Origin of the sequence: Polynucleobacter sp. MWH-UH2A (assembly GCF_018687195.1) — a bacterium.
GTDB lineage: Bacteria > Pseudomonadota > Gammaproteobacteria > Burkholderiales > Burkholderiaceae > Polynucleobacter.
The window spans coordinates 966,601-992,113 of record NZ_CP061321.1 but is presented as its reverse complement, the minus strand read 5'-3'; the positions used below and the strand labels follow the sequence as shown (position 1 = coordinate 992,113).

Genomic DNA, 25,513 nt, shown 5'->3' with positions numbered 1-25,513 from the left:
GAACATTATGTGCCTCATCCTATTCGCATGGAATTCTCATCCAGACTATTCTTTAGTCGTGGCTGCGAATCGCGATGAGTTCTATGAGCGTGATACCGAAGGTATTTCTTATTGGTCTGAGCATCCCCATATTCTCGCTGGAAGAGATCGCGCAGATGTATTGGGAAGTCCAGGTACTTGGTTGGGCTTTAGTAAAGCCGGTAAGTTTGCAGCTCTTACTAATGTTCGGGCTCCAAGCGAGAAAAATCCAGATGCTCGCACTAGGGGTGAACTTTCTTTAATGTATTTAACCAGCAAAGATAAGCCAGCCTCTTTTGTAGAGCAGCAATCTAAACGATTCAGTCTTTACAACGGTTTTAACTTGCTGGTGGCAGACTTAAGTGACCCCGCAAATGCAGAAATGCACTGGGTCAGTAATCGCATGCTGATGGGACAAAGTATTCGCCCTAGAAAAGTCTTTCCCAATCAGCCATTAGCACCAGGTGTTTATGGTTTATCCAATGCCATGCTCGATACTCCCTGGCCAAAGGTCAATCATCGAGTGGCCGCTTTTGCACAAGCCCTAGCGATGGACCAGGGTGAGCTTAAAAATGCCGATCAATACTTAAAAGTTCTTGCAGATACTCGCTATGCCAGTGATCATGAATTGCCTAGTACTGGCGTTAGCAAAGAGTGGGAAAAAGCTCTCTCACCTGCATTTATCAAAACACCATCTTATGGAACACGTTCGAGTACCCTGCTTCGAGTACGCAAGGATGGAAAGTTTGAAATGGTAGAGCGTCGCTTTGATGCTACTGGTACAGTTGGGCATGATGTCATTACTGGCGCCCTCAGCACTGCTCCCGACTCAAACCTCTCGGTTTAATTTTTACAATAAACCTCTAGCTTGAACGTAGGTCCTCGTTCACTACGCGTTCACCTTTGGCATTGCGAGTCGGCAGCCTTTTGATGTACTGAAATGTACCTGTCGCCATGCAACATACTTCGCCTTGATCGTTGTAAAGCTTAGCTTCGCAAAAAGCCATGGTAGCCGTTCTGCGCACGGTATCTGCTTTGACGCGCAATATTCCATTGGCGGCTTGCATAAAATTATTCTTAAGTTCGATGGTGACTACACTTCGATCACTCGGATCACCAGAGCGGGCGGCAACAGCCATAGCAACATCCATCAGGGTAAGCAAAACACCACCATGAGCAACAGCCCAGGTATTGGTATGTTCTGGCTTGAGTGCCAGCAGAATTTCACCCTTGCCCATTTCAGCGCTAAGAAAGCGTACCCCCAGAAGTTTTAAAAAGGGGACGTTTAATTCCTCACCTAAATTCGCTAGTTGAGTTTGGGGATTGATTTGGACTTGTTTGTTCATCCAAAGATTTTAGGGTCTTTAGCACCGTTTTGGGAAGTCACCTAGAATATCTTCATGGCATTTACCTTGAGTGGCGATGACGCCTGTCAAATAACACCCCCTAGTCCTATTCCCAATCCATATTGGGTTGCTTTTTCATCTTCTGCGGCTAAATTGATTGGCCTTGAGATTGGCTCTAATGAGCTCCCTGCTGATGCCACATGGCTTGAGGTTTGTGCCGGCAATGCATTGAGCTCCACATCCCATCAATTCACACAACCCTTATCAACTGTATATAGTGGCCATCAATTCGGAGTGTGGGCAGGACAATTGGGTGATGGGCGAGCGATCTTGTTGGGAGAAATCCAAGGTCAGGAATTGCAACTCAAGGGTGCTGGAAAAACACGCTATTCCAGAATGGGCGATGGACGTGCAGTTCTTCGCTCCTCAATACGCGAGTTTTTATGTAGCGAGGCAATGTACTCATTGGGAATACCCACCACACGAGCTCTCTCTGTTGTAGGCTCTGAAATGCCGGTGCGTCGTGAAATCATGGAAACAGCAGCCGTATGCACTCGCCTAGCACCAAGCTTTTTACGCATTGGCCACTTTGAACACTTTGCATCACTACAAAATACATCCCGCCTAGCAGAGCTGGCAAACCTCCTAATTCAGGATCACTATTCTGAATGCCAAAACGCATCTAATCCTTATTTAGAATTATTTAAGCAAATATGTCAGCGCAATGCAAAGTTGGTGGCGCAATGGCAGGCTGTGGGATTTTGTCATGGGGTGCTGAATAGCGACAATATCAGCGCCATCGGTCTAACCATGGATTACGGACCATTTGGCTTCATGGATCAATTTCAAATTGATCATATTTGCAATCATAGCGATCAAGGCGGTCGATATGCATATCATCGCCAGCCACAGATCATGCATTGGAATATGGCCTGCCTAGCGAGCGCTTTTCTGCCTTTGCTTGAGCTATCTAATGATGCCAGTGAAGCGCAATCGCTCTTGCGTGAAGCGCTGGAGGAATTCCCTGTGGCCTATGCAAGTGCCTGGCAATCTCTATTCAGGCAAAAGATCGGCTTGATGACAGAGGACGATGGGGACATCCGACTGATTGAGCGCTTACTCCAAGCCATGCATGATTCCAAAGTGGATTTCACTTATTTCTTTAGACAATTAAGCCAAACTCGCCAGAACCAGGATATACAAACAATATGTCTGAGAGATCATTTCATAGATCGATCGTCTATTGATCAATGGTTTTCCGATTACATCAACCGCCTTAAATCTGAAAATAGTGATGATGGTGAAAGGCGGAAGCTCATGAACGCAGCAAACCCAAAATATATCTTGAGAAATCATTTGGCCCAAGCTGCTATCGACAAGGCTAAGCAACATGACTTCTCAGAAGTGAAGAGATTACTTGAAATACTCAGTAGGCCATATGATGAGCAGCCAGAATATGAGACTTATGCTATGCCCCCACCCCCAGATTTAGAGAAAGTGGAAGTTAGCTGTTCCTCCTAAATAGGTGTTAAGCAATCCTTGAGAGTTATCCATGAAAAAGACAGATCCTGAATATAAGCAAATATTGACTGATATTGAATATCGCGTGACACGTGAGGCCGCCACTGAGCGACCTTTTACCGGTAAATATTGGGACCATTGGACTCAGGGCAAGTATTCATGTGTTTGTTGCGGAACCCCTCTTTTTTTGTCGAGCACCAAATTTGACGCTGGTTGTGGATGGCCAAGCTATAACGCCCCTCAAGAAGAATCCGTCATTAAAGAAATTCGGGATACCTCGCATGGCATGATTCGCACCGAGGTGAGATGCGCCAATTGTGATGCCCACCTTGGACACGTTTTCGATGATGGACCCCTGCCAACAGGCCTACGCTACTGCATCAATTCTGCTTCGCTTAACTTTGAGCCGAGTGATAATGCACAGAATGCTCACAAACCTGATTAACCCGCAATAAAGACGTCCAACTAGATAATCTATTCATGAAATTTTTATTCGACCTATTCCCTATCATTCTCTTCTTTATTGCCTTTAAGTTTGGTGATATCTACACAGCAACCATCGTGGCAATGGTGGCCACTATCGGACAAATTCTTTGGGTCTACTATCGACACCGAAAAATTGATGCTATGCAATGGGTAAGTCTGGTCATGATCATTGTCTTTGGTAGCTTAACGATTTTTTTGCATGACAAAACATATATTCAACTAAAGCCCACCGCTCTTTACTGGCTATTCTCTGGCGCCCTGTTGATTAGCGCTCAATTTTTTAATAAGAACTGGATTCAAGTGCTGATGGGAAAGCAAGTCACGCTAAAAGCAGAACGCTCGCATTCTGTATGGCATCGGCTGAACCTTGCTTGGTCTGCATTCTTTTTTGTCATGGGCGCACTAAATCTATACATTGCATTTGAATATTCCGAAGATACGTGGGTTAACTTCAAACTATTTGGTAGCACGGGCTTGCTAATAGTATTCGTAATTGCACAAGGTGTTTGGCTGTCAAAGCATATGGAGCATTCAGAATCATGAACACCAATGAAGAGCGCATAAAGTTATTCAAGCTGGATCTTGAAAAAGCCTTCTCAATCCATCGATTGACTATTGAGGATGAGAGTCACCTGCACGCCGGTCATGCTGGTGCAGCTAGTGGTGGCGGTCACTTCAAGCTGAGTATAGTAGCCCCTGAATTTGATTCCCTCTCATCTGTGGCACGCCATAGAGCCATTTATGCCGCTTTGAATCGCCATATTCCCAAGGAAATCCATGCTTTAACTATCTCCGCCTTGACACCTCAAGAAGCGGGCCTCTAGGCTGCTTTACACTTCCTGTATTAACTACTTAATCGCTTAATCACTCAATCTCTCGGTCACCATGTTAAAAAATCGTCATATTCTCACTATTGCAGCTCTAGTCGCCCTCGCTTCCACATCCGCATTCTCACAAAATGCCGCCATTGTGAATGGCAAATCGATCCCCAAGGCTCAGCTTGATAAATTGGTTCAGAAATCTGGTCAGCCTGACAACCCACAGGTTCGTGATCAAGCCCGTGAAATGCTCGTTACTAAAGAGCTCATTTTGCAAGAGGCGGATAAGCGTGGTGTAATTCAAAAAGAATCCGTGCGCGAACAATTAGAGCAATCGCGAGTGGGTATTTTGGTTGCCGCAGTCTTTGAAGATTATGTTGAAAAAGAAGGTGTTACTGAGGCTGAACTAAAGGCTGCTTATGATTCCGTCAAGGATCAATACACTGGCAAGGAATACCATGTCGAGCATATCTTGGTAGAAAAAGAAGCTGATGCGAAATCCATCATTGCGCAGCTGAAAGCAGGCGGAAATTTTGAGGATATCGCGAAAGCCAAATCAAAAGACCCAGGCTCCGCACCCAATGGCGGTGATTTGGGTTGGGTTACCGAAAAATCGCTTGTGCCAGAGTTTTCAAAATCAATGGTGCAGCTCAAAAATGGGCAAGTTACCGATAAACCAGTTAAATCTCAATTTGGTTGGCACATTATCAAAATGGTTGATTCCCGAGATATGAAAGCGCCTAGCTTCGATGATCTCAAGGCGGAACTAAAACAAATGATTGCCTCAGACCAAAACTGGCAAAAAGCCAAGTTCGCAGAAATGATGCAGAAGCTTCGCTCAAAAGCAAAAATTCAATAAGCCAGTCGATCGTAATTATGTTTTTCTAGGCGGGTATCGGCGAGGACGCAATTTTTGAATCGCCATACCTGCTAAGCCGCAAGCTAACGCAGACATCACAAAAACATCTCTTGGCTGAAACAGATCCCATATCCAGCCTGCACATAACCCACCAATAGTCCCGCCTAGTCCGTACGAGACGGTCGCCATAATTGCCTGACCTCTTGCCTGCAAGGGTCCCGTAAACCAGCGTTGCAAAAGTTTAGTTGCAGCGCTGTGGTGCGCGGCAAACGTACCGGCATGCATCAGTTGAGCAATAATCAGAACCAAGGTTGTTGGGAAAAAAGCGATCAAAGCAAATCGCACTACCCCTACACCAAAGGCACCTTGAAGAATGATCTCTGAATCAATTCGACTGAGCATCTTATTTTGGAAATAGAAAAAGAGAACTTCAGCAGCAACACCTAAAGCCCAAAATAAGCCAATCTGAAATTTATCGTAGCCAAGATTGGCTAGGTAGAGAGAATAAAAAACATATAAAGAGGCATGAGCAAAAATCATAAAAAATCCAGATACCAAAAACCAACGTACATCAGGATTTAGTAACACCGCAAATAACTCACCCTTCACCATTTTGCGTCGTTCCATTTTTGGCTCGTGAAGACAAAAAGTAATTGCCGCAAGAGCAAAAAGAATCACTGTGCCAACATAGGGATAAAGCTCAATTCCTTTGCGTTGAAATAACTCACCGGCTATGAGCACCATCGTAATAAAGCCAATAGAACCCCATAATCTAAGGCGTCCGTAGCGTTTATCAAATGAATTGTCCTTGTAGAGCGCATGAATTGTTGCCGTCTCACCCAAAGGCATTTGACTGCTCAAAATAGTGTGCAACACAAACATCCATACGAAGAAGCCAATATAGGTTTGCAAATAAAAAATACATAAAAACACTAAGGCTGCTAAACAAGCGCATACACGAATGATGCCGATACGATTCGATAAGTAATCCGATAGCCAACCCCAGTTAAATGGACCCACAATACGGGTGATTTGTAGCATTGACATCAATGCCGCAATTTCAATGACATTGAAGCCGCGTTCTAAAAAGAACAAGCTTGCATATGGGGATACCAAGCCTACATAAGCGAAATATAAAAAGAAAAAGGACCCGAAGGCCCAGCGAAGTACCGGCGTCATTTATATGAAATCAATTAATCGCGCTTTGTTCCAGGTCTCGCAGCAGGAATCGGCTTGAGATTCAATTTGACATCGCCACATTGCGCACGGTGACGTAATGCATGATCCATTAATACTAGAGCAAGCATAGCCTCAGCAATAGGCGTTGCACGAATACCAACGCAAGGATCATGACGACCCTTGGTCTGAACGGTTATAGGATTTCCCTGTAAATCAATCGATTGCTTGGGACTCATAATGCTAGAGGTTGGCTTAATTGCTATGGATACGCGCAAATCTTGCCCGCTGCTAATCCCGCCCAAGGTTCCGCCTGCATTGTTTGAGGCAAAACCATCGGTGAACAATTCATCGCCATGTTCACTGCCTTTTTGGGATGCAGAGGCAAAGCCCGCGCCAATCTCAACGCCTTTAACCGCATTGATGCCCATCATAGCGTGCGCAATATCAGCGTCTAACTTGTCGAATAAGGGCTCACCCAGTCCCACGGGAATATTGCGTGCCCTCACCTCAATACGTGCCCCACAAGAATCCCCTGCTTTGCGTAGCTCGTCCATGTACGCCTCTAGCTGAGGAATGATTTCTGAATTGGCGACAAAAAAAGGATTTGCTTCAATTTGAGAAGCATCTTTAAAAGGAACTTCAATTTCACCAAGCTGACTCATGTAGCCATAAAACTCAGTGCCATATTGTTCGCGCAACCATTTTTTTGCAATAGCAGCAGCGGCAACAACCGGCGCAGTTAATCGCGCAGAAGATCTGCCGCCACCACGAGGATCTCTCAAGCCATACTTATGGTGGTAAGCATAGTCAGCATGACCCGGACGAAATGTCTGCAATATGTCGCCATAATCTTGGCTACGTTGATCTGTATTGCGAATAAGCAACCCAATTGGTGCGCCTGTAGTCTTACCTTCAAAAACACCGGAAAGTATCTCTACCTTATCCTCTTCCTTGCGTTGGGTCACGTGGCGAGAGGTGCCAGGCTTGCGACGATCCAGATCAATCTGTAGATCCGCCTCACTCAATGACATGCCTGGAGGGCAACCATCTACCACAGCCCCAATTGCAGGGCCATGCGACTCGCCAAACGTAGTAACGGTAAAGAGAAGACCTAGAGTATTTCCTGACATTCCAACATTATGTCATTTGTCAGAAATATTAGGCTAGAAAGCCTTAATTTGTCGTTTTTTCTGCGTCTTCAGGCCAGTCACGAATATAGGCCTTGAGCATGGTGTTTTCAAAATCTTGCGCCTCAACTACAGATTTTGCGACGTCATAGAATGAGATTACGCCCATTAACATTTTCTGATCCATCACCGGTAAGTAACGGGCATGATCAACTAACATCATGCGACGCACCTCATCGATTTCAGTCTCCATGTTACAAGTCAGCGGTTTTTGATTCATGACAGAACGCACTTGCAATCCATCCAACTTTCCATGGTGCTTTGCTAAAGCGGCGATCACCTCACGAAAAGTTAAGATGCCCACGAGCTTGTCGTACTCCATGACAACTAGAGAGCCAATGTCATGTTCGCTCATCACAAGTACTGCAGTTTGCAATGCAGTCTCAGGCGCAACCGTAAACAAGGTGCTGCCTTTAACGCGCAAGATGTCACGAACTTTCATTTTGTCTCCGAGTGCGGTGGATATATAGGCTCAATATAGACCCAAGCATTAACCGAATCAAGGCTTTAGAGCTCCGTTTTAGTAACGAATAACCCTAATGATGCCACTTCGTATACTAGGAAGGTTGGCTACCAATACGGCTCCAGCCAGGGTGATCCACCATGTCAGATAGATCCAAAGCAATGCCAATGGGAAAATCGCAAAGGCTCCATACACCGTCTTGTAGAAGGCGGTGTGAGTCAAGAATACGGCAAAGGCGAATTTCATGAGTTCAAAACTAATAGCAGCAAAGAACGCCCCTGTTATAGCATCCTTCCATAGAATCTGGGAGTATGGCAATATCTTGTACACAACGGCAAATACTAGGATTGCCAAAATAATCGGCGCAATCGTAGCAATCAAACTGAATCCAACTGATAGCGCTTCAGTCCAACCTTCGGTTGCGCTGAATAATGCGCCACTTAAGTAAATGCCTGCACCCAGTAGGATGGGCCCAAGAAATGTTGCCGCTGAATAAATGACTACCTTTTTTAATAAAGGTCGGCTGCGGTGCACTTTAAAAATTTGGTTAAATGCCTTTTCAATGACAGACAAGGTCATGATGGCAGTAACAAATAAACCAGCAATACCTAAAAGCGTGAGCCCCCTTGCTTGAGCTGAGAACTGGTCCAAGTAGATAAACACCTGCTGATTAATGCCCCCTGGCATATAGGTATCTAGCAACCAAGTTTTAAAGGCATTCTTAACCTGAATCACTCTAGGTAGGTAACCAATCAAAATCGTCGCAATGGTTATCATGGGAACCAAGGAAAGAATCGTGGTGTAGGCTAGACTTGCGGCAATTTGATTGAGTTTTTGGTCACGATTTCCCTCCCAGATCTCTTTTGCAAGAGAAAGCCATAATTGGGGGTTACGAATTAGACGCATCGCCGTATCATAAAAGACTATGAACCAACATGACATTTTAGTTTTGTACTACTCTCGCTATGGCGCCACTAAGGTACTAGCTCGCCTCATAGCAGAGGGAATTGAGAGCATTCCCGGGGTAAATGCCAGAATCAGAACAGTTCCTTCGGTATCTACTGTGTGCGAGGTTTCAGAACCCTCTGTGCCATCCGAAGGCGCCCCTTATGTTGAGTATTCAGACCTAAAGGAATGTATTGGTCTAGCACTTGGATCCCCTACTCGTTTTGGAAACATGGCGTCACCCATGAAATACTTTTGGGATGGAAGCTCCTCTGAATGGTTAAATGGATCCTTGATTGGTAAGCCGGCCTGTGTTTTTACTAGCACTGGCAGCATGCATGGTGGACAAGAAACTACCTTGTTAACCATGATGATTCCCTTGTTACACCACGGCATGATGGTATTGGGTCTCCCCTACAGCGAGCCAGAACTCATGTCTTCCACTACGGGCGGCAGTCCATACGGCGTCACCCATCACGCTCACGCAGATGGCCGTGCACCTATCAGCCCTGATGAAGCTAAGCTGGCAAAAGCCCAAGGCAAACGTCTCGCACTGACAGCCTTAAAACTCATTAAATAATGCACAAACTCCTTGCCAATAAAAATCCCTATCAATTGCTTGCAGTAGCTGCATTTGTGGACCTCTTTATTTTGTGCGTAGTCTGGGAATGGTTTATCTCTCCGCTTCGGCCTGGCGGCTCATGGCTCATCTTGAAGGGCATTCCCTTGTTGTTTGCAATTCCAGGTTTATGGAAAGGCAAGGTCTACACCATGCAGTGGGCATCGATGTTGATATTGCTCTACGCCACCGAAGGTTTGGTTCGAATTCTAGAAAGTGGTGCGAATTTTTGGCTTGCTTTGTTAGAAACACTCCTTGCTACTATCGCCTTCGTTTGTCTGCTGATTTACTTAAAGCCAATCAAGAAGGCAGCGAAAAGCTTGGCAAAACAAAATAAGGATTGTCCTCATGACAGATAAATTCCTTGAGGCGCTGACGCAAATCATCGACCAACAATACGTATTAACAAAAGATCTCGATAAAGAACCCTACCTAACGGATTGGCGCAAACGTTATACCGGTAAAGCACTGGCTGTTGTTTTACCTCGCACCTCTACAGAGATTGCCAAGATCGTCCAGCTTTGCGCCAGTCATGGTATTTGCATTGTTCCTCAAGGTGGCCACACTGGTTTTTGCGGGGGCGCAACGCCTGATCAAAGCGGCAATCAAATTGTTTTGAATTTCAAGCGCATGAACTCCATTCTTGAAATTGATGAGGCAAACCAAACCATTACCCTTGAGGCTGGTTGCATACTGCAAAACATTCAAGAAGCAACTGCGGCAAAAGGATTTTTATTTCCATTAAGTCTAGGAGCTGAGGGAAGCTGCATGATCGGTGGAAATTTAGCCACCAATGCTGGTGGCACCAATGTGTTGCGCTACGGCAATACTCGTGACCTTTGCCTAGGGCTTGAGGTTGTTACCGCTAAAGGTGAAATCTGGAATGGTCTAAAGGGGCTACGCAAGGACAACACAGGCTATGACCTTCGTGATCTTTTTGTGGGTTCAGAAGGTACCTTAGGAATCATCACAGCAGCTGTAATGAAACTGTATCCACTACCGATTTCACAATGGACCACATTGGTAGCAGTCGATGACATCCACTCCACAATCGCGCTACTCAACCTATTCCAAAAGCGCGCTACCTCGCTCTTAACGGGGTTCGAGATGATGACTCATGAGTCGCTCTTGCTAACTGAAAAACACTTCCCGCAAATGGCAAACCCTCTTAAAGGGAATCCACCTTACACCGTATTGATTGAATTGTCGGATCATGAGAGTGAAGCCCATGTTCGTCAACTTTTAGAGGATATCTTGCAGGAGGCATTTGAATCTGGGTTGATTTCAGATGCGGTGATTGCTAGCAATCTATCTCAAGCGAATGCGTTTTGGCACATGCGAGAACATATCACCCTCGCTCAAGCCGAGGAAGGCGCCAACTTAAAACATGACATCACTATCCCACTCTCCTCTTTAGATGAGTTTATGAGCGAAACAGATGCCTTAATTAAGTCCCGATATCCTGGCGTGCGTATTATCAATTTTGGTCATTTGGGTGACGGGAACTTACACTACAACATTGCTGCCCCCGAGGGTGCTGAGCCTAAGAGCTTCAACCAATTAAATGAAAAACCCATCCATGAGTTGGTTTATGCGCAAGTCGAACGCTATCGAGGCTCTATATCCGCTGAACATGGGGTCGGACAGCTCAAATTAGAGGGTTTACGGGCCCATAAAGGTGAAGTTGCTCATGAACTCATGAAAAGCTTAAAACGAGCTCTAGACCCTCAAAATCTTCTTAACCCCCATAAAGTGGTTTCAATTTAAGGGGTCCCACTCCAATTTTTGAGATTTTTTTGCATTTCCTGTCATCTCAGCCGCTTTTTGGGGCGTTAGAGAGTCATGGAGGTGACAAATATGTCAACAAGACTTAAACGTTGGGCCCGTGCAATTCAACAGATCGATCTGTCTAAGAGGACGCCTGAGGTCGCAATTGGGTATTTAGACAGCAAATACCGCGATATTGCTTGGCGCTACATCCGTATTTTGGGATTTGAGCGCACCATTAGTTTTATGGCCAGCAACAACTTTCACCCAGAATAAGCTTACCTAATCTGTAAAAAAATAACCTAAATAACTGATTTATTTAGGTTATTTCATTTTTGGAATCCAATACCTTAGGCAAAAAATGCTTTTGCCTCTTGGGCTAGTAGCTCTGGTAACTCTTCCGGAATGTAATGCCCACAAGCCGCCGGCTTACCCGTCACTTCCGCTTGAGAGATAGCCTGCCAATCGGATACAGGATTAAAACACTGATTTACCAGCCCATGCTCGCCCCAAAGCAAGCGAAGAGGCATTTGAAGCTTCTTACCAGCCTGTCTATCTGAGCGATCATGAATAAGATCAATGGATGCAGCGGCACGGTAATCCTCACACATCGCATGCATACTTTGTGGGTTGCTAGCACCAGAGAGGTATTCAGCCCAGCGATCAGGTGAAAAAATGCCTGTCCCCGCATGACGGCCCATGTGATTCTTAAGCCAGTACTCTGGGTTTGCTCCAATCATGGTTTCAGGCACAGGCTCAGGCTGAATTAAGAAGAACCAATGCCAATATCCCTTTGCAAATGCCATTGAGGTGTTGTCATACATCGTTAATGTGGGTGAAATATCCAAGAGCATGAGCTTACGAACACTCTGCGGAAAATCCATTGCGAGTCGATGAGAAACCCTCGCGCCACGATCATGCCCCAAGACGAAAAATTGCTCATGTCCTAATGCTGCCATCACAGCATGTTGGTCACGCGCCATGGATCTTTTGGAATAAGTAGAGTGATCTGCCTTGCCATGAGGTTTAGAGGAAGCTCCGTACCCACGAAGATCGGCGGCAACTACGGTAAAAGATTTTGAAAGTTCTGGGGCAACTTGATGCCATATTGCTTTCGTCTGAGGAAAGCCATGCAAGAGTAGCAAAGCAGGCCCGCTTCCACCAACCAAGCAGGCTATTTCAATAGGACCATCATCTGACGGAACGGTAATTAGTTTTTGCTCAAAACCTGGAAAAGTAACCGTCATAACTAGGGAGAGTCTCGAAGAATGAAATTCAATATTATTTATTTGGTAGCGTTGCGTTGGCAGAAACTTCCATTGCAACACGCACTACTTTCTTAGCCATTTCTATAAAAGAATCAACTGAGCCAGATGCAGTTCTAAAAGACTCTCCTTGAACTGTAACCAAGCCTTCACCCAACAATTCTTTAGATTGGCTATCCGTAATTTTGCTTTCAACTAGTAGCGCGGGTGTTTTGGAATTCACGCCACCTGCGTAGGTAGCCGCACTAACGGCCAGTCCAATGGGTGTGAAATTCCATGGCTGCAAGCTATCGGTTGAACTCTCAGCACCAGTGATGCCTACAGTAAAGCGAGCAACTCCAGGACCGGGGCTGGTGACAATCTTAATATTTCCACGTGCGTTCACTGCCGCGACCATGGAGTCTTGGAGGGCGATTTGCGCCTGAGAAATAGCCTCAGGACTAATTTCTTTAGTTGCACTCTGATTTAAGTAGATTGGATCCAAGATGACTGCCGTATAACTTGTTGGATTTATTCCTGGTTTGCGGTATCTCCAGATGCGTGTATCTTTATGACTAATGTTCACCGGTTGAAGCAAAGCGTAATTTGGCAAAAAGCCAGATTGCGGTATTGGCTCAGAGGCTAGCTTAGGTGTATTGCTGCATCCCAATAGAAAGCTGATTAAGAGAGCTGTAAAGGTTAGAGCAAAATATTTACGCATTATGTTTAGCATTCAAGCGATATTAATTAGGAGATGGACAAGGCAATATACCGCCCGTCTTTTTATGTAGACTTGGTTTGCAATCTGTTGGCGAACTTAACTGATTCGTCTGATTGATCTGATTAGGCTGTTTTGGAGGAGGCGTATTACCACCTTCGGATGTTGAAGCAGATGAACTTGGGGCAATAGCAGCGGTAACTGCAACTACTTGGGCTGGTCTTGTGGGCTCTACTAGACCAATAGATTGATAAAAAGCTTTATCAGAACCTGGGCATGGCATTAATGTGCCCGTCTTAGGATTCACAATATCCTTGCATTGTGGGTTGGCCTCTAATCGAGCCTCTAACTTGGCTGCTGAGCAGGCAGTAATGCAAAGACTAAGAATAGCTATGGCACTGCGCCGAATATTCAAAGCACTATCCCGCCAAAATCTTTGACAGGAAATCTTTAGCGCGATCAGAGCGCGCATCTGGGTTGCCAAAAAACTCTTCTTTAGGGCAATCTTCAATTATGCGACCTTGATCCATGAAAATTACCCGGTTACTTACCTTCCGTGCAAAACCCATCTCATGAGTAACGCAACACATGGTCATGCCTTCATTAGCCAACTTCACCATGACATCCAATACCTCGCCGACCATTTCAGGATCTAACGCAGAGGTTGGCTCATCAAACAGCATCACAATCGGATCCATACTTAAAGCACGAGCAATCGCAACGCGTTGTTGCTGACCGCCAGATAGCTGTCCTGGAAATTTGTCTTTGTGCGCAATCAAACCAACGCGCTCTAGGTATTTCAGACCATGTGTTTTGGCTGCATCAGCAGAGCGACCCAAAACTTTCATTTGCGCTAGCGTCAAATTTTCTGTAATGCTGAGGTGTGGAAAGAGTTCAAAGTGCTGAAACACCATCCCTACTCTTGCCCGCAATTTGGGTAAATTGGTTTTTGGATCATGCAAAGGTGTGCCGTCAACAATAATTTGGCCAGCCTGAAACGGCTCCAAAGCATTAATCGTTTTAATCAGAGTAGATTTTCCGGATCCCGAAGGTCCACAAATCACAACCACCTCACCTTTATTGATTGAGGTGCTGCAATCCGTTAAGACCTGAAAGTCACCGTACCACTTCGAAACGTTTTGGAGTTCAATCATGATGAATTATTGAGTCTTATTTAAAAAAATTGGCGAGTATTAGCGAATGATGGCTACTTTGGATTGCACCTTGCGGACAATCTTTGAAAGTGAAAAGCAAATAATGAAGTATGTAAACGCAGCCAGAATATAGGTCTCAATCGGACGACCATAATTTTTACCAGCAATCTCGAACCCCTTCAGTAGATCGTAAGCGCCGATGGCATAGACTAAAGAAGTATCTTGAAACAAAATAATGGTTTGCGTCATAAAGACAGGAATCATGTTTCTGAATGCTTGTGGCAAAACAATGAAGCGCATATTTTGACCATATGTCATCCCTAGGGCTTGCGCAGCATAACCCTGACCTTTGGGAACAGACTGAATACCCGCGCGCACAATCTCAGAGAAGAATGCGCCCTCAAAAGCGATAAAGGTAATTGTTGCTGATAAATCGGCACCTATCGGGCGACCAATCAACATCGGAATTAACAGGAAGAACCACAGAATCACCATAACCAATGGAATGGATCGCATGGTATTGACGTAGATGGTTGCTGGGTAAGCCATAGAGGGTTTACCAGATAAACGCATTAAGGCTAAAAATGTGCCAAATAGAATTCCGCCAACAGTTGCAATAACAGTTAACTGAACACTGAAGAGCAAACCCTTCAAAATATAGCTGGTGAAAAGCTCCCAGTTGTAGAAACTTAAGTCTAAGCTCAGCATGCTGACACCATTTGATTGGTTGACTTGATCATTAATGAGCCGCCACTTCAGAATTACCAACAATAAATCCCGGAATACGAGAACGCTTTTCTATATAAGCCATCACACGGTTTACAGCGAACGCAGATAGTGCATAGAGCAAGGTAACCGCCAAATAAATCTCTACTCCATGAGAAGTTTCTTCTTGTGCTTGCATTGCGAAAAGTGTTAGCTCAGGCACAGATACCGCGAAAGCTACAGAAGAATTCTTGATCAGATTCATGCTTTCCGAAGTAAGCGGAGGAATCACAATCCTTAATGCCATAGGCAAGATCACATAGCGATAGGATTGAAATGTAGTTAGACCCAAGGCTGTGGCAGCAGACTTTTGACCAGAAGGTAAAGACTGTATGCCTGCTCTGACCTGCTCTGCAATACGGGCAGAGGTAAAAAATCCCAAGGCAATACTCACTAATAAATAGGAAGGAAAAGCTTTGAGGACGGGAATAAATGCCGGTACAACGTGATACCAGAGGAAAACCTGTACTAGGATGGGAATGTTTCTAAATAACTCTACCCACGCCGTTGAGAAGCGGACTAAGAATCTATTAAATTTATTCTCAGGAGGCAAGGTACGTAAGGTGCCCATTAGTGCCCCAAGAAGCAAGGCAAGAATAAGACCTAGGGCCGCAACCGCCAAGGTCCAGCCCCAAGCCTTCATTAGCCAATCTAAATAGCTCGGATCAGGATTTTTGCCAAAGGCAAACAAGGCCGAAAAACAGTGTTCAACAGGCTCTTGGTCGAGCGTGCCCTTGCAAAATATTCCTAAATCCATGATTCCAATCGCATCAAGGTGAAATAACTTTTAAAAAATTGATGGTTGAAATTACTTCTTGTTGTAATCCTCTGCCGGCTTGTCATTCAAATTCGCCCAAGCATTTTTGGTTGCTGGAGATAACTCGAGACCAACAACGATATTTTTTGGAGGAATCGGAGACAAGAACCATTTGTTCCAAAGTTTTGGCATATTGCCGTTAGCAACAATTTTGGCAATTGATGCATCCACCGCGGCTCTAAATTCAGGATCATCCTTGCGGACCATAATTGCAATCGGCTCAGTACTCAACACTTCACCAACAATCTTGTAATCTTTTGGATTTTTGGAGTTGGCAATATTGCCGGCCAAAATAGAACCATCCATCACAAAGGCGTCTGCACGGCCTGACTCTAGCAAGAGGAAGCTATCAGCGTGATCCTTGCCAAATACCTCATCAAAATTAACGCCATTCGCTCTCTCATGCTTACGGAGCAATTGAACAGACGTCGTTCCTGTGGTGGTCGCCACTTTCTTGCCATTTAAATCGGCAATCGACTTAATGCCAGAATTTGCTTTAACAGCAATGCGTACCTCTTCAACATAAAGGGTATATGCAAAGCCAACATCTTTTGCGCGTGCTGTGTTGTTGGTTGTGGTACCGCACTCAATATCAACAGTTCCGTTCTGTACTAGCGGAACACGGTTTTGAGAAGTCACAGGCTGGTAGTTGATACGCAAGGTATTCATGCCTAGCTTGTCTTTGATATCACCCAAAATCATGCGGCAAATCTCAACGTGGTAGCCATCGAAACGACTATCGCCAGTGGTGTAGGACATCGGAATAGATGATTCACGAACACCCATGGTGACAGCACCAGTAGATTTCATTTTGTCCAAGGTTTGACTTGCTGCTTGAGCATTAATACTTGAAAGCAATAAACCCGTTGCAATCAGACCTGCCTTAACCATTGAAATGCGCTTCATTGAGCTTCTCCTTTAATTACCGTACTTATATATTTGGTGATGTAGATACACCTGCATTTATAGCAAATTTATCGGCTAATTCGGCATTTTTGCATGAATTTAGCGGGTTTCTACCAGCGGTAGAGAATAAAACAGCAATAAGGGAAATTTGGCCTGCCCAGCAGGAGTCGAACCTGCGACCTACGGCTTAGAAGGCCGTTGCTCTATCCAGCTGAGCTATGGGCAGATATTGGCTGGGTCTATATCAGAACTAAATAGAGAAAGTGGTCGGAGTACAAGGATTCGAACCTTGGACCCCCTGCTCCCAAAGCAGGTGCGCTACCAGGCTGCGCTACACTCCGACGGAACCGATATTCTACACCGACAGGGCTATTTCAGGCAAATCCTGTAATATTCGGCACATGATTGCCCATTTTTCCAGCAGATTAAATCAGCAAATAAACGCTACGCTTGTAGCGGTATTGCTGTCATTTTGCATGCTGGGAACTCATTGGGTTGGCCTTAGCCACAACGTCTCTCATTTGGGCTTCGCAAAACAAACGATTTGCGATTCTGCGGAAGTTGAATGCAAGCCCGCTGTTCAACACAGCTCCGAAGCCTGCCATTTATTTGATGCCTTAACTCTGGCTGGCTGTATTCCTCCAAGTCTTCACTTGGGATCATTAGCAAGCAATATTCAACTCGTCATTTTTCAGTGGTCGGCTACCCAAATTGATGCGCCCTCTCTGGTCGCCTATCAATCACAAGCACCCCCTTCTTTCATCCTCTAGATATTAGGCTTATGCCAGGTGATTTATCTGGCATGAATTGTTTATTAATCGTCAATTCCTTGGCGAATGTGGATGAAGTATGCATCTCCAGCAGTATCGAAAATGTTTACATGTAGCAGCGCTGATCCTGTCATTCTTGATCAGCGCTAGCGCTTGGTCACAAAATGATCTTGATGCATCAATCCAACTGAATGTGAGTGGCTCACGTGATGATGGTCATGGGTTCCTATCACCCAATAAAGTCCTTACCGGTGATGAGCTGCAAAATAAACTGGGGAACACGCTAGGGTCAACCCTTGCCAATGAGTTGGGAGTTTCAGCCACTGGTTATGGGGCGGGAGCCTCCAGGCCAGTCATCCGTGGACTTGAGGGCGCCCGCGTACAGATCTTGCAAAATGGTTTATCGGTTGGGGATGTGTCTAGCATCTCCCCGGATCATGCCGTTGCGAATCCCATGCAAAACACCCATCAGATCGAAATATTGCGTGGTGCCGCTGCATTAATGTACGGTTCTGGCTCTAGCGGTGGTTTAGTCAATGTCTTGAATGATCGAATTGTGACTTCATTGCCCGATGCTCTATCGGGAGCAATTAATACAAGTTATGAAACTGCAAACCAAGGAAAAACTGGCAATATTGAATTAGATGCACCCGCTGGACCTTTAGCCTTGCATCTTGACTCTACTATTAGCAACTCCAATAACTATCAAATTCCAGGTTATGCAGAACAAGGCGGACCAAATGCGAATTGGGCAATTAATCCAGGTAGCCCTGTAAATATTCCTTACAGCGGAAAACTTCCGTTCTCATTTAGCAATCAAAATAGCTTAGGACTTGGTGCCTCCTACATCCGTACAGATGGGTATACCGGGGTTTCTTTAGAGAGAATGAATCATAACTACGGCACGCCGACTGCTGAAGGTGGCTTTATTCAGCAATCTCAAAATCGGTATGACCTTGCCCATCAAACCAATGATCCATTTGATGGATTTTCATCTCTCAAATTCAGTGCGGCCAATACCAACTACCAACATACTGAATTTAACAATAACGGTGTTGCATCAACTCAATGGAATAACACTGCCACTGAAGCGCGACTAGAACTAGCGCATAAGCAATGGTTTGGATCCAAAGGTGTAGTTGGTGCGCAAGTAACTGGCGCAACGCTCAATGCTTTGGATTTATCTACCAATAACTATGTCATCGTTCCACAAACCAAGTCCAATGCCAGCGCCCTATTTTGGGTAGAGGAAGGCCGTTACGGTGCATTAAAAACCAACCTTGGCGCTCGCTATAGCTATGCCTCACAAAACCCTAACTCGGCTACACAGTTTCCTAGCCCAAATTCACAAGGAATACCGAATACGTATATTCCTCCAGCTATTCAGAATCGGCAATTCAATTTATTCTCCTACTCGGCTGGCGGACATTATGACATTGCTAAAGGATATGGTCTTGGTTTGGCGTATACCGTTTCCCAGCGGGCACCAACCCCTCAAGAGCTATATTCATATGGACCCCATGATTCAACGGCAACTTTTGATATTGGCAACTCCAATTTGGGCACAGAAACTTCGCACAATATTGAATTGAGTCTTCAGAAGACCATAGGCGATATACGTAGCAAGGTCAGTATTTATCGAAATCAATTTACGAATTACATCTATGGTTTCTATACAGGTTCATCTAGTACCGTGTATGAAAATTTTTCTGTTGTACAGGCATCGCAAGCGAATGCCAATATTCGTGGTGCAGAGGGGGAACTATCTTATAACTGGAATCAAGCTGGTATTGGGAGCCGTATTTTTGGAGATGTCTCACAAGGAAGTTTTAATGCTGGCGGGAATTTACCCCTGCAACCCGCTCCACGCTTGGGGGCTGAAATGGCCTATCAACGCAATGGCTGGCTCACTAGCGCTACCTATATTTATAGCTATCAACAGAATCGCTTAGCAAACTGGGAAATCAGCCCCACACCCAGCTATAACCTGCTCAATGCAAATCTCTCTTATACAGAGCGAATTGGGAAAATCAACTGGACGGGCTACCTTGCCTTAAAGAATTTACTGAATGAAGACATTCGCTACGCAACCTCTCCCATGGCCGTAAGACTCTATGCACCACAACCTGGCAGAAGCGTCATGATGGGAGTGAGGGCTGCCTTCTAGGTCTTACTTCCCAGAAATAAGACGACGTAGTTTCAGGGCAAATCTCGTATTGTCATCATAAGCTCGGAATATGTTTGATCCAGGCCCAATGGCGGCGACCGTAATGGGTGCAGGAGTATGGCCAGAAGTACCCCAATAAAAACCCGTTTGCCGTGCAATTGCTAAGCCGAGAATATTGGCTGGCAAATAATTTGAGTTGGGATACAACTGACCTTGATTGATTATTTTCTCTCTAAGGTCGTCCTCTAACACGAGCCCAGGAAAGCTTTCTTCGAGCAATGTAGTGAGGAAGGCGTTTAATTCAAATTTACTAGCCCCCTGCTTCATTTTGGACTTCAACTGGGTGGAGAATTCGTTTAAAGACATCTTGAATTGCTCAATCAACTTCAGTTGTTGAATATCGACATTCAGATAATTTGCGCTACCTGCCGCCCCTAGATTTTTACGGCCATAGCTTGGTGAAAAGCCTCCAGTTTCATGATCGCCGGTAACAATAACTAAGGTTCTTGGGTATTGCTTCTGAAAATCTAGGGCAACTTTAACTGCATCGTCAAATGCCCAAAGGTCGCGCATGAGTGAGGCAACATCATTATTGTGGCCGGCCGAATCTGAATTTTCAGTTTCAACAAATAGGACAAAACCTTTATTGCTTTTAGACTCTCGATTAAGAACGCGTAGCCCGGCATCCAGCATCTGAGATATGTTTGGCGACTCCTTTGGGTTGCGCTCAATTTCATAATCGATGTCTTCGTTAGCAAATAATCCCAACACCTTTGTCTTATTGATCTTCTTTAGATCGTCTGGAGAATGAATGTATTGATAGCCTTTATCCTCAAAGGCTTGAATTACATTTTTTCCATCTTTTCGCTTGCCGCCTTCAACTGTGTTTGGAAGAAAAAAGTCTGCGCCACCACCCATCAAAAGGTCTGGCTCTAGTTGTAAATATTGATCGACGATGATTTCACTATCACGTCTTGACTTTGCATGCACACTAAAAGCAGCTGGGCTAGCATCATAAACAGGGGCGGTACTAATTAGGCCGATTCGTTTGCCATTATTTTTGGCAAACTTCATGAGCGTTTCTGGCGACTTGCCATCTGGCGTTACTGAAATCGCGCCATTATTCACCTTTTGACCAATAGACATGGCGGAAGCTGCTGCAGCGGAATCCGTTACAAAGTAATTAGCAGATTCTGTTTTCATCAACTGCATGTTTCCGTGTTGCATTACAACGTCGGTAATAGCAAAAGGCTGTTGACGCAACAGTTGACTTGAATATCGACCGAATTCATATTGACTACTGGTAGTTCCATCAGCAAATAAGATGATGATATTTTGCGGGGGTTGTTGTTGATTTTGCGCTAACGCAAATGAGCTAGTGAATAGTGTAAGGACAAAGCATAAGCCAACAATAAATTTGAGTTTCATTATTGTTATCTTGTAGCGCATTGCTTAGATCCTCTATTTACGGTTTTTATGTGGTCGGCACTAAATCCGCAATACTTTTTGCTGTTCGCATGGCGACATTGGCATCTTTTGTCTCAACCATAACGCGCAGTAAAGGTTCTGTACCTGAGGCACGTATAAGCACCCTGCCTATGTCTTGAAGTTCTTGCTCTACCAGCTGAATCTGTTTCTTTAAATCCTCGTCGGACTTCCAGTCGTAGCCAGCCATATATTTCACATTCAAAAGCACTTGAGGGAAAATTGTCACTGCATCCAAGAGCTGCGACAAACTTTTTTTATTTTGGCTCATTGCGGCTAATACTTGCAGAGCGGCTATAGTGCCATCCCCTGTGGAATGCTGATCGAGACATAGCAAATGTCCGGAGCCTTCGCCACCAATAATCCAGCCCTTTTGCTTGAGCAACTCAAGAACATAGCGGTCACCCACATTAGCACGCTCAAACCCAATGCCCATATCTTTAATCGCATTTTCAATTGCCAAGTTGGTCATTAGCGTGCCGACAACGCCGCCTAATTTTTGTCCACGACTCAAGCGATCTTTGGCCAAGACATATAAAAGTTCATCGCCATTAAATAAACGGCCAGATGCATCCACCATTTGTAAGCGGTCTGCGTCGCCATCAAGAGCGATACCAAGGTCCGCATTTACTTCTTTGACTTTCGCGATGAGAGCGGCAGGTGCTGTAGCACCACAACCATCATTGATATTGCGACCATCTGGATTTACACCAATAGATACAACCTCTGCCCCAAGCTCATGAAATACATGGGGCGCAGTGTGATAGGCGGCGCCATTTGCACAGTCAACTACTAGTTTTAAACCCTTTAGATTAAGATCGCCGGGAAAAGTAGATTTACAAAATTCGATGTACCGTCCAGCGGCATCATCAAGTCGGAAGGCCTTGCCTAACTCTTTCGAGTTAACACAACCCATCGGTTTTTCTAGTTCCGCCTCAATGGCCAATTCAAAGTCATCAGACAACTTATCGCCATTAGCTGAAAAGAATTTAATGCCATTATCTTGATATGGGTTGTGTGATGCTGAAATGACTATTCCCGCAGACAATCGCAACGCCTTTGTAAGGTAAGCAACACCAGGTGTCGGTATAGGCCCGCATAACATCACATCGACGCCCGCTGCAGCAAACCCTGCCTCAAGTGCCGCTTCCAAGAGATAGCCAGAAACTCGAGTATCTTTGCCGATAAGTACTTTGCAGCGTTCGCCCACCTTTATGTCTTTACTTAATACCTTGCCTGCCGCATAGCCAAGGCGGGTCATGAATTCCGGAACAATCGGAAATTTGCCCACTTCGCCACGAATACCATCAGTTCCAAAGTATTGTTTTTTCATAGTGAATAATTATAAAACTTTGATAGATTTGTAAACGAGACAATTTCCTATGTTTATAAAGCTTCCCAGAGCTTTAAAGCATCGATCGTTTCAGACACATCATGTACGCGAATGATTTTGGCCCCACGATCGGCCGCCAATATCGCAGCGGCTATGCTTGGGCTAAGGCGCTGGTCTGCTTCTTTGCCAGTGATCTTACCCAGCATAGATTTACGAGAAATACCCGCAAGCACAGGGTATCCAGCTTTAGAGAACACATCAAACTTTGAAAGCATCTCTAAATTATGCTCAAGACTTTTACCAAAGCCAAAGCCAGGATCTAATGCAATCCGATCGTGACTAACTCCCCGGTTTAGTAAAAGATTGGCTCGCTCCTGCAGAAAATGCATTACCTCTACCATCACATTCTGATATTCGGGGTTGAATTGCATCGTGAGCGGATCACGTTGCATATGCATCAATACGATTCCGCAATTCGCACTCTCAAGTACAGCTTCAACTGTGCCCTCTTGGCGTAAAGCCCAAATATCATTGACGCAATCCACGCCAGCGCGAAGCGCTTGGCGCATCGTCTCTGCTTTATAGGTGTCAATTGATAGAGGTACGCCGTAATCTCGCAAGCCATCAATTACCGGCAGAACCCGATCCAGCTCTTCTTGCAGTGATACAGGTTCTGCGCCAGGTCTAGTGGATTCGCCGCCAATATCAATTAGATCCACTCCATCAGCAATCATTCTCTCAGCTTGGGCAATGGCATCTTGGACTGATCGAAACCTACCACCATCCGAAAATGAATCGGGGGTAGCATTCAAGATACCCATGACTATTGGGCGTTTGCGCTTGGTAAGGTCAAAAAGAAAACGCCCACAACGCCATGTTGTGGGCATCTCTTGAGTCCCTAATAGATCCATCTATTGCTATAAAAGGATTTAAGCTGTTGCCGGAGCGCTTCCTGCTGCAGGTCCAGCCGTGCCAGCAGAATTTCCAAACTGCGTTGCTGGTGGTGGTTTGGGTGCTCTCGGTGGGCGACCTTCCATGATGTCAGTAATCTGCTCTGCATCGATGGTTTCCCACTCTAATAGAGCGGTAACCATTGCTTCAACCTTATCGCGGTTTTGTTCCAAGATAGATTTAGCTAAAGCATATTGACTATCAATCAAAGTACGAATTTCAGCATCGACCTTCTGCTGAGTGAGTTCAGAAACTGTCTTGGTGCTATTACGCCCAAAAATACTTTCAGATTCAGTGTCAACATAAACCATGGTACCCAAGCTATCACTCATACCATAACGAGTCACCATATCGCGCGCCATTTTAGTAGCACGTTCAAAGTCATTTGAAGCGCCGGTACTCATCGAGTTAAGGAAAACCTCTTCAGCAGCGCGACCGCCAAATAAGATTGCCAATTCTTCCAGCATTCGGTCTTTGTAAAGATTAACGCGATCATGCTCTGGCAATTGCCAAGTAACACCAAGAGCCATTCCGCGAGGCATGATGGTGACTTTATGCACGGGGTCTGCTTTTGGCAGAACCTTCGCAACAACAGCGTGACCAGACTCGTGATAAGCCGTATTACGACGCTCTTCTTCACGCATTACTGCGGACTTGCGCTCAGGCCCCATATAAATCTTATCCTTAGCGTCCTCAAAGTCTTTCATATCAACCGAGCGCTTGTTTCTGCGTGCAGCAAACAAAGCTGCTTCATTAACGAGATTAGCCAAGTCGGCACCTGAAAATCCTGGGGTACCACGAGCTAATACCGCTGCGTTGACATCGGGATCGATGGGCACCTTGCGCATGTGAACCTGAAGAATTTGTTCGCGACCACGAATATCCGGCAAGCCAACATGCACTTGTCGATCAAAACGACCTGGACGCAATAAAGCTCTGTCCAATACATCAGAACGGTTTGTGGCAGCAACAACAATGACTCCACTGTTGCTCTCAAAGCCATCCATCTCAACCAACATTTGATTTAGTGTTTGCTCTCGCTCGTCATTGCCACCTCCCATACCAGCACCACGATGGCGACCTACCGCATCAATCTCATCAATAAAGATGATACAAGGGGAATTCTTCTTGGCGTTTTCAAACATATCGCGCACACGCGAAGCGCCAACACCCACAAACATCTCCACGAAATCTGAGCCAGAGATCGAGAAGAATGGAACTTTGGCCTCACCCGCAATCGCGCGTGCTAAAAGCGTTTTACCTGTACCAGGAGGGCCTACGAGCAATACACCATGCGGAATACGTCCACCCAGCTTCTGAAACTTTTGCGGATCCTTTAAGAAATCTACTAGTTCGAATACTTCTTCTTTTGCCTCATCGCAACCAGCCACGTCAGCAAAAGTCACAGTGTTACTGTTCTCATCAATCAAGCGGGCTTTTGACTTACCAAATGAAAATGCTCCGCCCTTACCGCCACCTTGCATTTGGCGCATCATGAAAAACCAAAAACCAATAATGAGTAAGGTTGGCCCAAGGTAATACAAAGCAGAAACCAGCATATTTGGTTCGTCTTCTGCTTTACCAGTAACTTGAACGCCATACTTCATCAAATCGCCGACCATCCAAATATCGCCCGGAGAAATAATGGAGTACTTGTTGCCATCCGCTGGCGTCACTTGCAAAGTACGGCCCTGAACATCGACACGCTTAACTTTGCCAGCCTTTGCGTCATCCATGAATTGGGAGTACGTGACCTGATTCTGATCCTTGGGTTTATCAAACTGTTTAAAAACAGTAAATAACACCAGGCCCACAATGAGCCACACACCGATTTTTTGAAACATATTGCTGTTCAAAGTGAGTCCTTTTCTGGATTGAACCAGGAGTTAAAGCGAATCGCTACCTAAGTATTTGATTCTACTACCAGCCTTTTTCAAGGGCTTTAGCGATATTTATTTAATAAACCCATGTAATTCAGGGGGTTATTTACCAGAT

At 45.1% G+C, this 25,513-nt stretch carries 28 protein-coding genes and 2 tRNA genes; 12 read left to right on the top strand and 18 right to left on the bottom strand.

What is annotated here, in order from left to right; genetic code table 11:
* Positions 1–7: 7 nt before the first annotated feature.
* The gene (locus IC571_RS05210) at positions 8–865 is read left to right on the top strand and encodes an NRDE family protein (RefSeq protein ID WP_215317738.1); all 858 of its coding nucleotides are present in this window, start codon (positions 8–10) and stop codon (positions 863–865) included.
* Positions 866–881: 16 nt separating this feature from the next.
* Here IC571_RS05210 and IC571_RS05205 read toward each other — a convergent pair whose 3' ends face one another.
* Positions 882–1,364: a PaaI family thioesterase gene (locus IC571_RS05205; protein ID WP_215317737.1), complete on the bottom strand. Its 483-nt coding sequence runs from the start codon at positions 1,362–1,364 to the stop codon at positions 882–884.
* Positions 1,365–1,418: 54 nt separating this feature from the next.
* Between IC571_RS05205 and IC571_RS05200 the strand changes: the two genes are divergently transcribed.
* The 5 genes from IC571_RS05200 to IC571_RS05180 all read left to right on the top strand — a co-directional run bounded on the left by IC571_RS05200 (position 1,419) and on the right by IC571_RS05180 (position 5,048).
* Positions 1,419–2,885 carry a YdiU family protein gene (locus IC571_RS05200; protein WP_215317736.1) on the top strand — a complete coding sequence of 489 codons (1,467 nt, stop codon included), beginning with the start codon at positions 1,419–1,421 and terminating at the stop codon, positions 2,883–2,885.
* Positions 2,886–2,916: 31 nt separating this feature from the next.
* Positions 2,917–3,330 (top strand): peptide-methionine (R)-S-oxide reductase MsrB, encoded by a 414-nt coding sequence (gene msrB, locus IC571_RS05195; protein ID WP_215317735.1) that lies wholly within the window; start codon positions 2,917–2,919, stop codon positions 3,328–3,330.
* A gap of 35 nt (positions 3,331–3,365) precedes the next feature.
* Positions 3,366–3,914: a septation protein A gene (locus IC571_RS05190; RefSeq protein WP_215317734.1), complete on the top strand. Its 549-nt coding sequence runs from the start codon at positions 3,366–3,368 to the stop codon at positions 3,912–3,914.
* Positions 3,911–4,195, top strand: coding sequence for a BolA family transcriptional regulator (locus IC571_RS05185; protein ID WP_215317733.1), 285 nt, complete (start codon positions 3,911–3,913; stop codon positions 4,193–4,195). Before IC571_RS05190 ends, IC571_RS05185 begins: the two co-directional genes overlap by 4 nt.
* Positions 4,196–4,256: 61 nt before the next feature.
* Positions 4,257–5,048 carry a peptidylprolyl isomerase gene (locus IC571_RS05180; protein WP_215317732.1) on the top strand — a complete coding sequence of 264 codons (792 nt, stop codon included), beginning with the start codon at positions 4,257–4,259 and terminating at the stop codon, positions 5,046–5,048.
* 15 nt (positions 5,049–5,063) lie between these two features.
* Here IC571_RS05180 and IC571_RS05175 read toward each other — a convergent pair whose 3' ends face one another.
* From IC571_RS05175 to IC571_RS05160, 4 genes are all read right to left on the bottom strand, one after another.
* Positions 5,064–6,227, bottom strand: coding sequence for an MFS transporter (locus IC571_RS05175; protein ID WP_215317731.1), 1,164 nt, complete (start codon positions 6,225–6,227; stop codon positions 5,064–5,066).
* A 14-nt stretch (positions 6,228–6,241) separates the two neighbouring features.
* Entirely contained in the window at positions 6,242–7,357 is a 1,116-nt protein-coding gene (gene aroC / locus IC571_RS05170) for a chorismate synthase (RefSeq protein ID WP_215317730.1), read from the bottom strand.
* A 43-nt stretch (positions 7,358–7,400) separates the two neighbouring features.
* The gene (locus tag IC571_RS05165; protein WP_215317729.1) at positions 7,401–7,856 is read right to left on the bottom strand and encodes a CBS domain-containing protein; all 456 of its coding nucleotides are present in this window, start codon (positions 7,854–7,856) and stop codon (positions 7,401–7,403) included.
* Between the two features lie 78 nt (positions 7,857–7,934).
* Entirely contained in the window at positions 7,935–8,783 is an 849-nt protein-coding gene (locus IC571_RS05160) for a YhjD/YihY/BrkB family envelope integrity protein (RefSeq protein WP_215317728.1), read from the bottom strand.
* Positions 8,784–8,802: 19 nt separating this feature from the next.
* Between IC571_RS05160 and wrbA the strand changes: the two genes are divergently transcribed.
* The 4 genes from wrbA to IC571_RS05140 all read left to right on the top strand — a co-directional run bounded on the left by wrbA (position 8,803) and on the right by IC571_RS05140 (position 11,484).
* Positions 8,803–9,402 (top strand): NAD(P)H:quinone oxidoreductase, encoded by a 600-nt coding sequence (gene wrbA, locus IC571_RS05155; RefSeq protein WP_215317727.1) that lies wholly within the window; start codon positions 8,803–8,805, stop codon positions 9,400–9,402.
* On the top strand, positions 9,402–9,800 hold the full coding sequence (locus IC571_RS05150) for a DUF2069 domain-containing protein (protein ID WP_215317726.1): 399 nt from the start codon (positions 9,402–9,404) through the stop codon (positions 9,798–9,800). Before wrbA ends, IC571_RS05150 begins: the two co-directional genes overlap by 1 nt.
* Positions 9,790–11,208, top strand: coding sequence for an FAD-binding oxidoreductase (locus IC571_RS05145; RefSeq protein ID WP_215317725.1), 1,419 nt, complete (start codon positions 9,790–9,792; stop codon positions 11,206–11,208). Before IC571_RS05150 ends, IC571_RS05145 begins: the two co-directional genes overlap by 11 nt.
* Positions 11,209–11,298: 90 nt before the next feature.
* On the top strand, positions 11,299–11,484 hold the full coding sequence (locus IC571_RS05140; RefSeq protein WP_015420997.1) for a hypothetical protein: 186 nt from the start codon (positions 11,299–11,301) through the stop codon (positions 11,482–11,484).
* 74 nt (positions 11,485–11,558) lie between these two features.
* Here the strand turns inward: IC571_RS05140 and IC571_RS05135 are convergent, their stop codons facing one another.
* The 9 genes from IC571_RS05135 to IC571_RS05095 form a co-directional block, all read right to left on the bottom strand.
* Entirely contained in the window at positions 11,559–12,455 is an 897-nt protein-coding gene (locus IC571_RS05135; RefSeq protein ID WP_215317724.1) for an alpha/beta fold hydrolase, read from the bottom strand.
* Between the two features lie 34 nt (positions 12,456–12,489).
* The gene (locus IC571_RS05130) at positions 12,490–13,173 is read right to left on the bottom strand and encodes a DUF3313 domain-containing protein (protein WP_215317723.1); all 684 of its coding nucleotides are present in this window, start codon (positions 13,171–13,173) and stop codon (positions 12,490–12,492) included.
* Positions 13,174–13,195: 22 nt separating this feature from the next.
* Entirely contained in the window at positions 13,196–13,585 is a 390-nt protein-coding gene (locus IC571_RS05125; protein ID WP_215317722.1) for a hypothetical protein, read from the bottom strand.
* A gap of 4 nt (positions 13,586–13,589) precedes the next feature.
* Positions 13,590–14,324, bottom strand: coding sequence for an amino acid ABC transporter ATP-binding protein (locus IC571_RS05120; RefSeq protein ID WP_215317721.1), 735 nt, complete (start codon positions 14,322–14,324; stop codon positions 13,590–13,592).
* Positions 14,325–14,363: 39 nt separating this feature from the next.
* Positions 14,364–15,032: an amino acid ABC transporter permease gene (locus IC571_RS05115; RefSeq protein ID WP_215317720.1), complete on the bottom strand. Its 669-nt coding sequence runs from the start codon at positions 15,030–15,032 to the stop codon at positions 14,364–14,366.
* 31 nt (positions 15,033–15,063) lie between these two features.
* On the bottom strand, positions 15,064–15,846 hold the full coding sequence (locus IC571_RS05110; RefSeq protein ID WP_215317719.1) for an amino acid ABC transporter permease: 783 nt from the start codon (positions 15,844–15,846) through the stop codon (positions 15,064–15,066).
* Positions 15,847–15,897: 51 nt separating this feature from the next.
* Positions 15,898–16,812, bottom strand: a complete 915-nt coding sequence (locus IC571_RS05105) for an amino acid ABC transporter substrate-binding protein (RefSeq protein ID WP_371742900.1) — start codon at positions 16,810–16,812, stop codon at positions 15,898–15,900.
* 149 nt (positions 16,813–16,961) lie between these two features.
* A tRNA-Arg gene (locus IC571_RS05100) sits at positions 16,962–17,038 on the bottom strand.
* Positions 17,039–17,076: 38 nt separating this feature from the next.
* Positions 17,077–17,153: transfer RNA gene (locus tag IC571_RS05095), tRNA-Pro, on the bottom strand.
* A gap of 60 nt (positions 17,154–17,213) precedes the next feature.
* Here IC571_RS05095 and IC571_RS05090 point away from each other — a divergent pair.
* Positions 17,214–17,582: a hypothetical protein gene (locus IC571_RS05090; RefSeq protein ID WP_215317718.1), complete on the top strand. Its 369-nt coding sequence runs from the start codon at positions 17,214–17,216 to the stop codon at positions 17,580–17,582.
* 79 nt (positions 17,583–17,661) lie between these two features.
* Entirely contained in the window at positions 17,662–19,749 is a 2,088-nt protein-coding gene (locus IC571_RS05085; protein WP_215317717.1) for a TonB-dependent receptor, read from the top strand.
* Positions 19,750–19,752: 3 nt separating this feature from the next.
* On the opposite strand, the gene IC571_RS05080 is transcribed toward IC571_RS05085, so the two are convergent.
* Genes IC571_RS05080 through ftsH form a run of 4 tightly spaced genes read right to left on the bottom strand, consistent with a single transcriptional unit; the run spans position 19,753 to position 25,374 of the window.
* The gene (locus IC571_RS05080) at positions 19,753–21,177 is read right to left on the bottom strand and encodes an alkaline phosphatase (RefSeq protein WP_215317716.1); all 1,425 of its coding nucleotides are present in this window, start codon (positions 21,175–21,177) and stop codon (positions 19,753–19,755) included.
* Between the two features lie 46 nt (positions 21,178–21,223).
* Entirely contained in the window at positions 21,224–22,567 is a 1,344-nt protein-coding gene (glmM, locus tag IC571_RS05075) for a phosphoglucosamine mutase (RefSeq protein ID WP_215317715.1), read from the bottom strand.
* A gap of 53 nt (positions 22,568–22,620) precedes the next feature.
* Entirely contained in the window at positions 22,621–23,478 is an 858-nt protein-coding gene (gene folP, locus IC571_RS05070; RefSeq protein ID WP_251373513.1) for a dihydropteroate synthase, read from the bottom strand.
* Positions 23,479–23,496: 18 nt separating this feature from the next.
* Positions 23,497–25,374 (bottom strand): ATP-dependent zinc metalloprotease FtsH, encoded by a 1,878-nt coding sequence (gene ftsH, locus IC571_RS05065; protein WP_215317714.1) that lies wholly within the window; start codon positions 25,372–25,374, stop codon positions 23,497–23,499.
* Positions 25,375–25,513 lie beyond the last annotated feature (139 nt).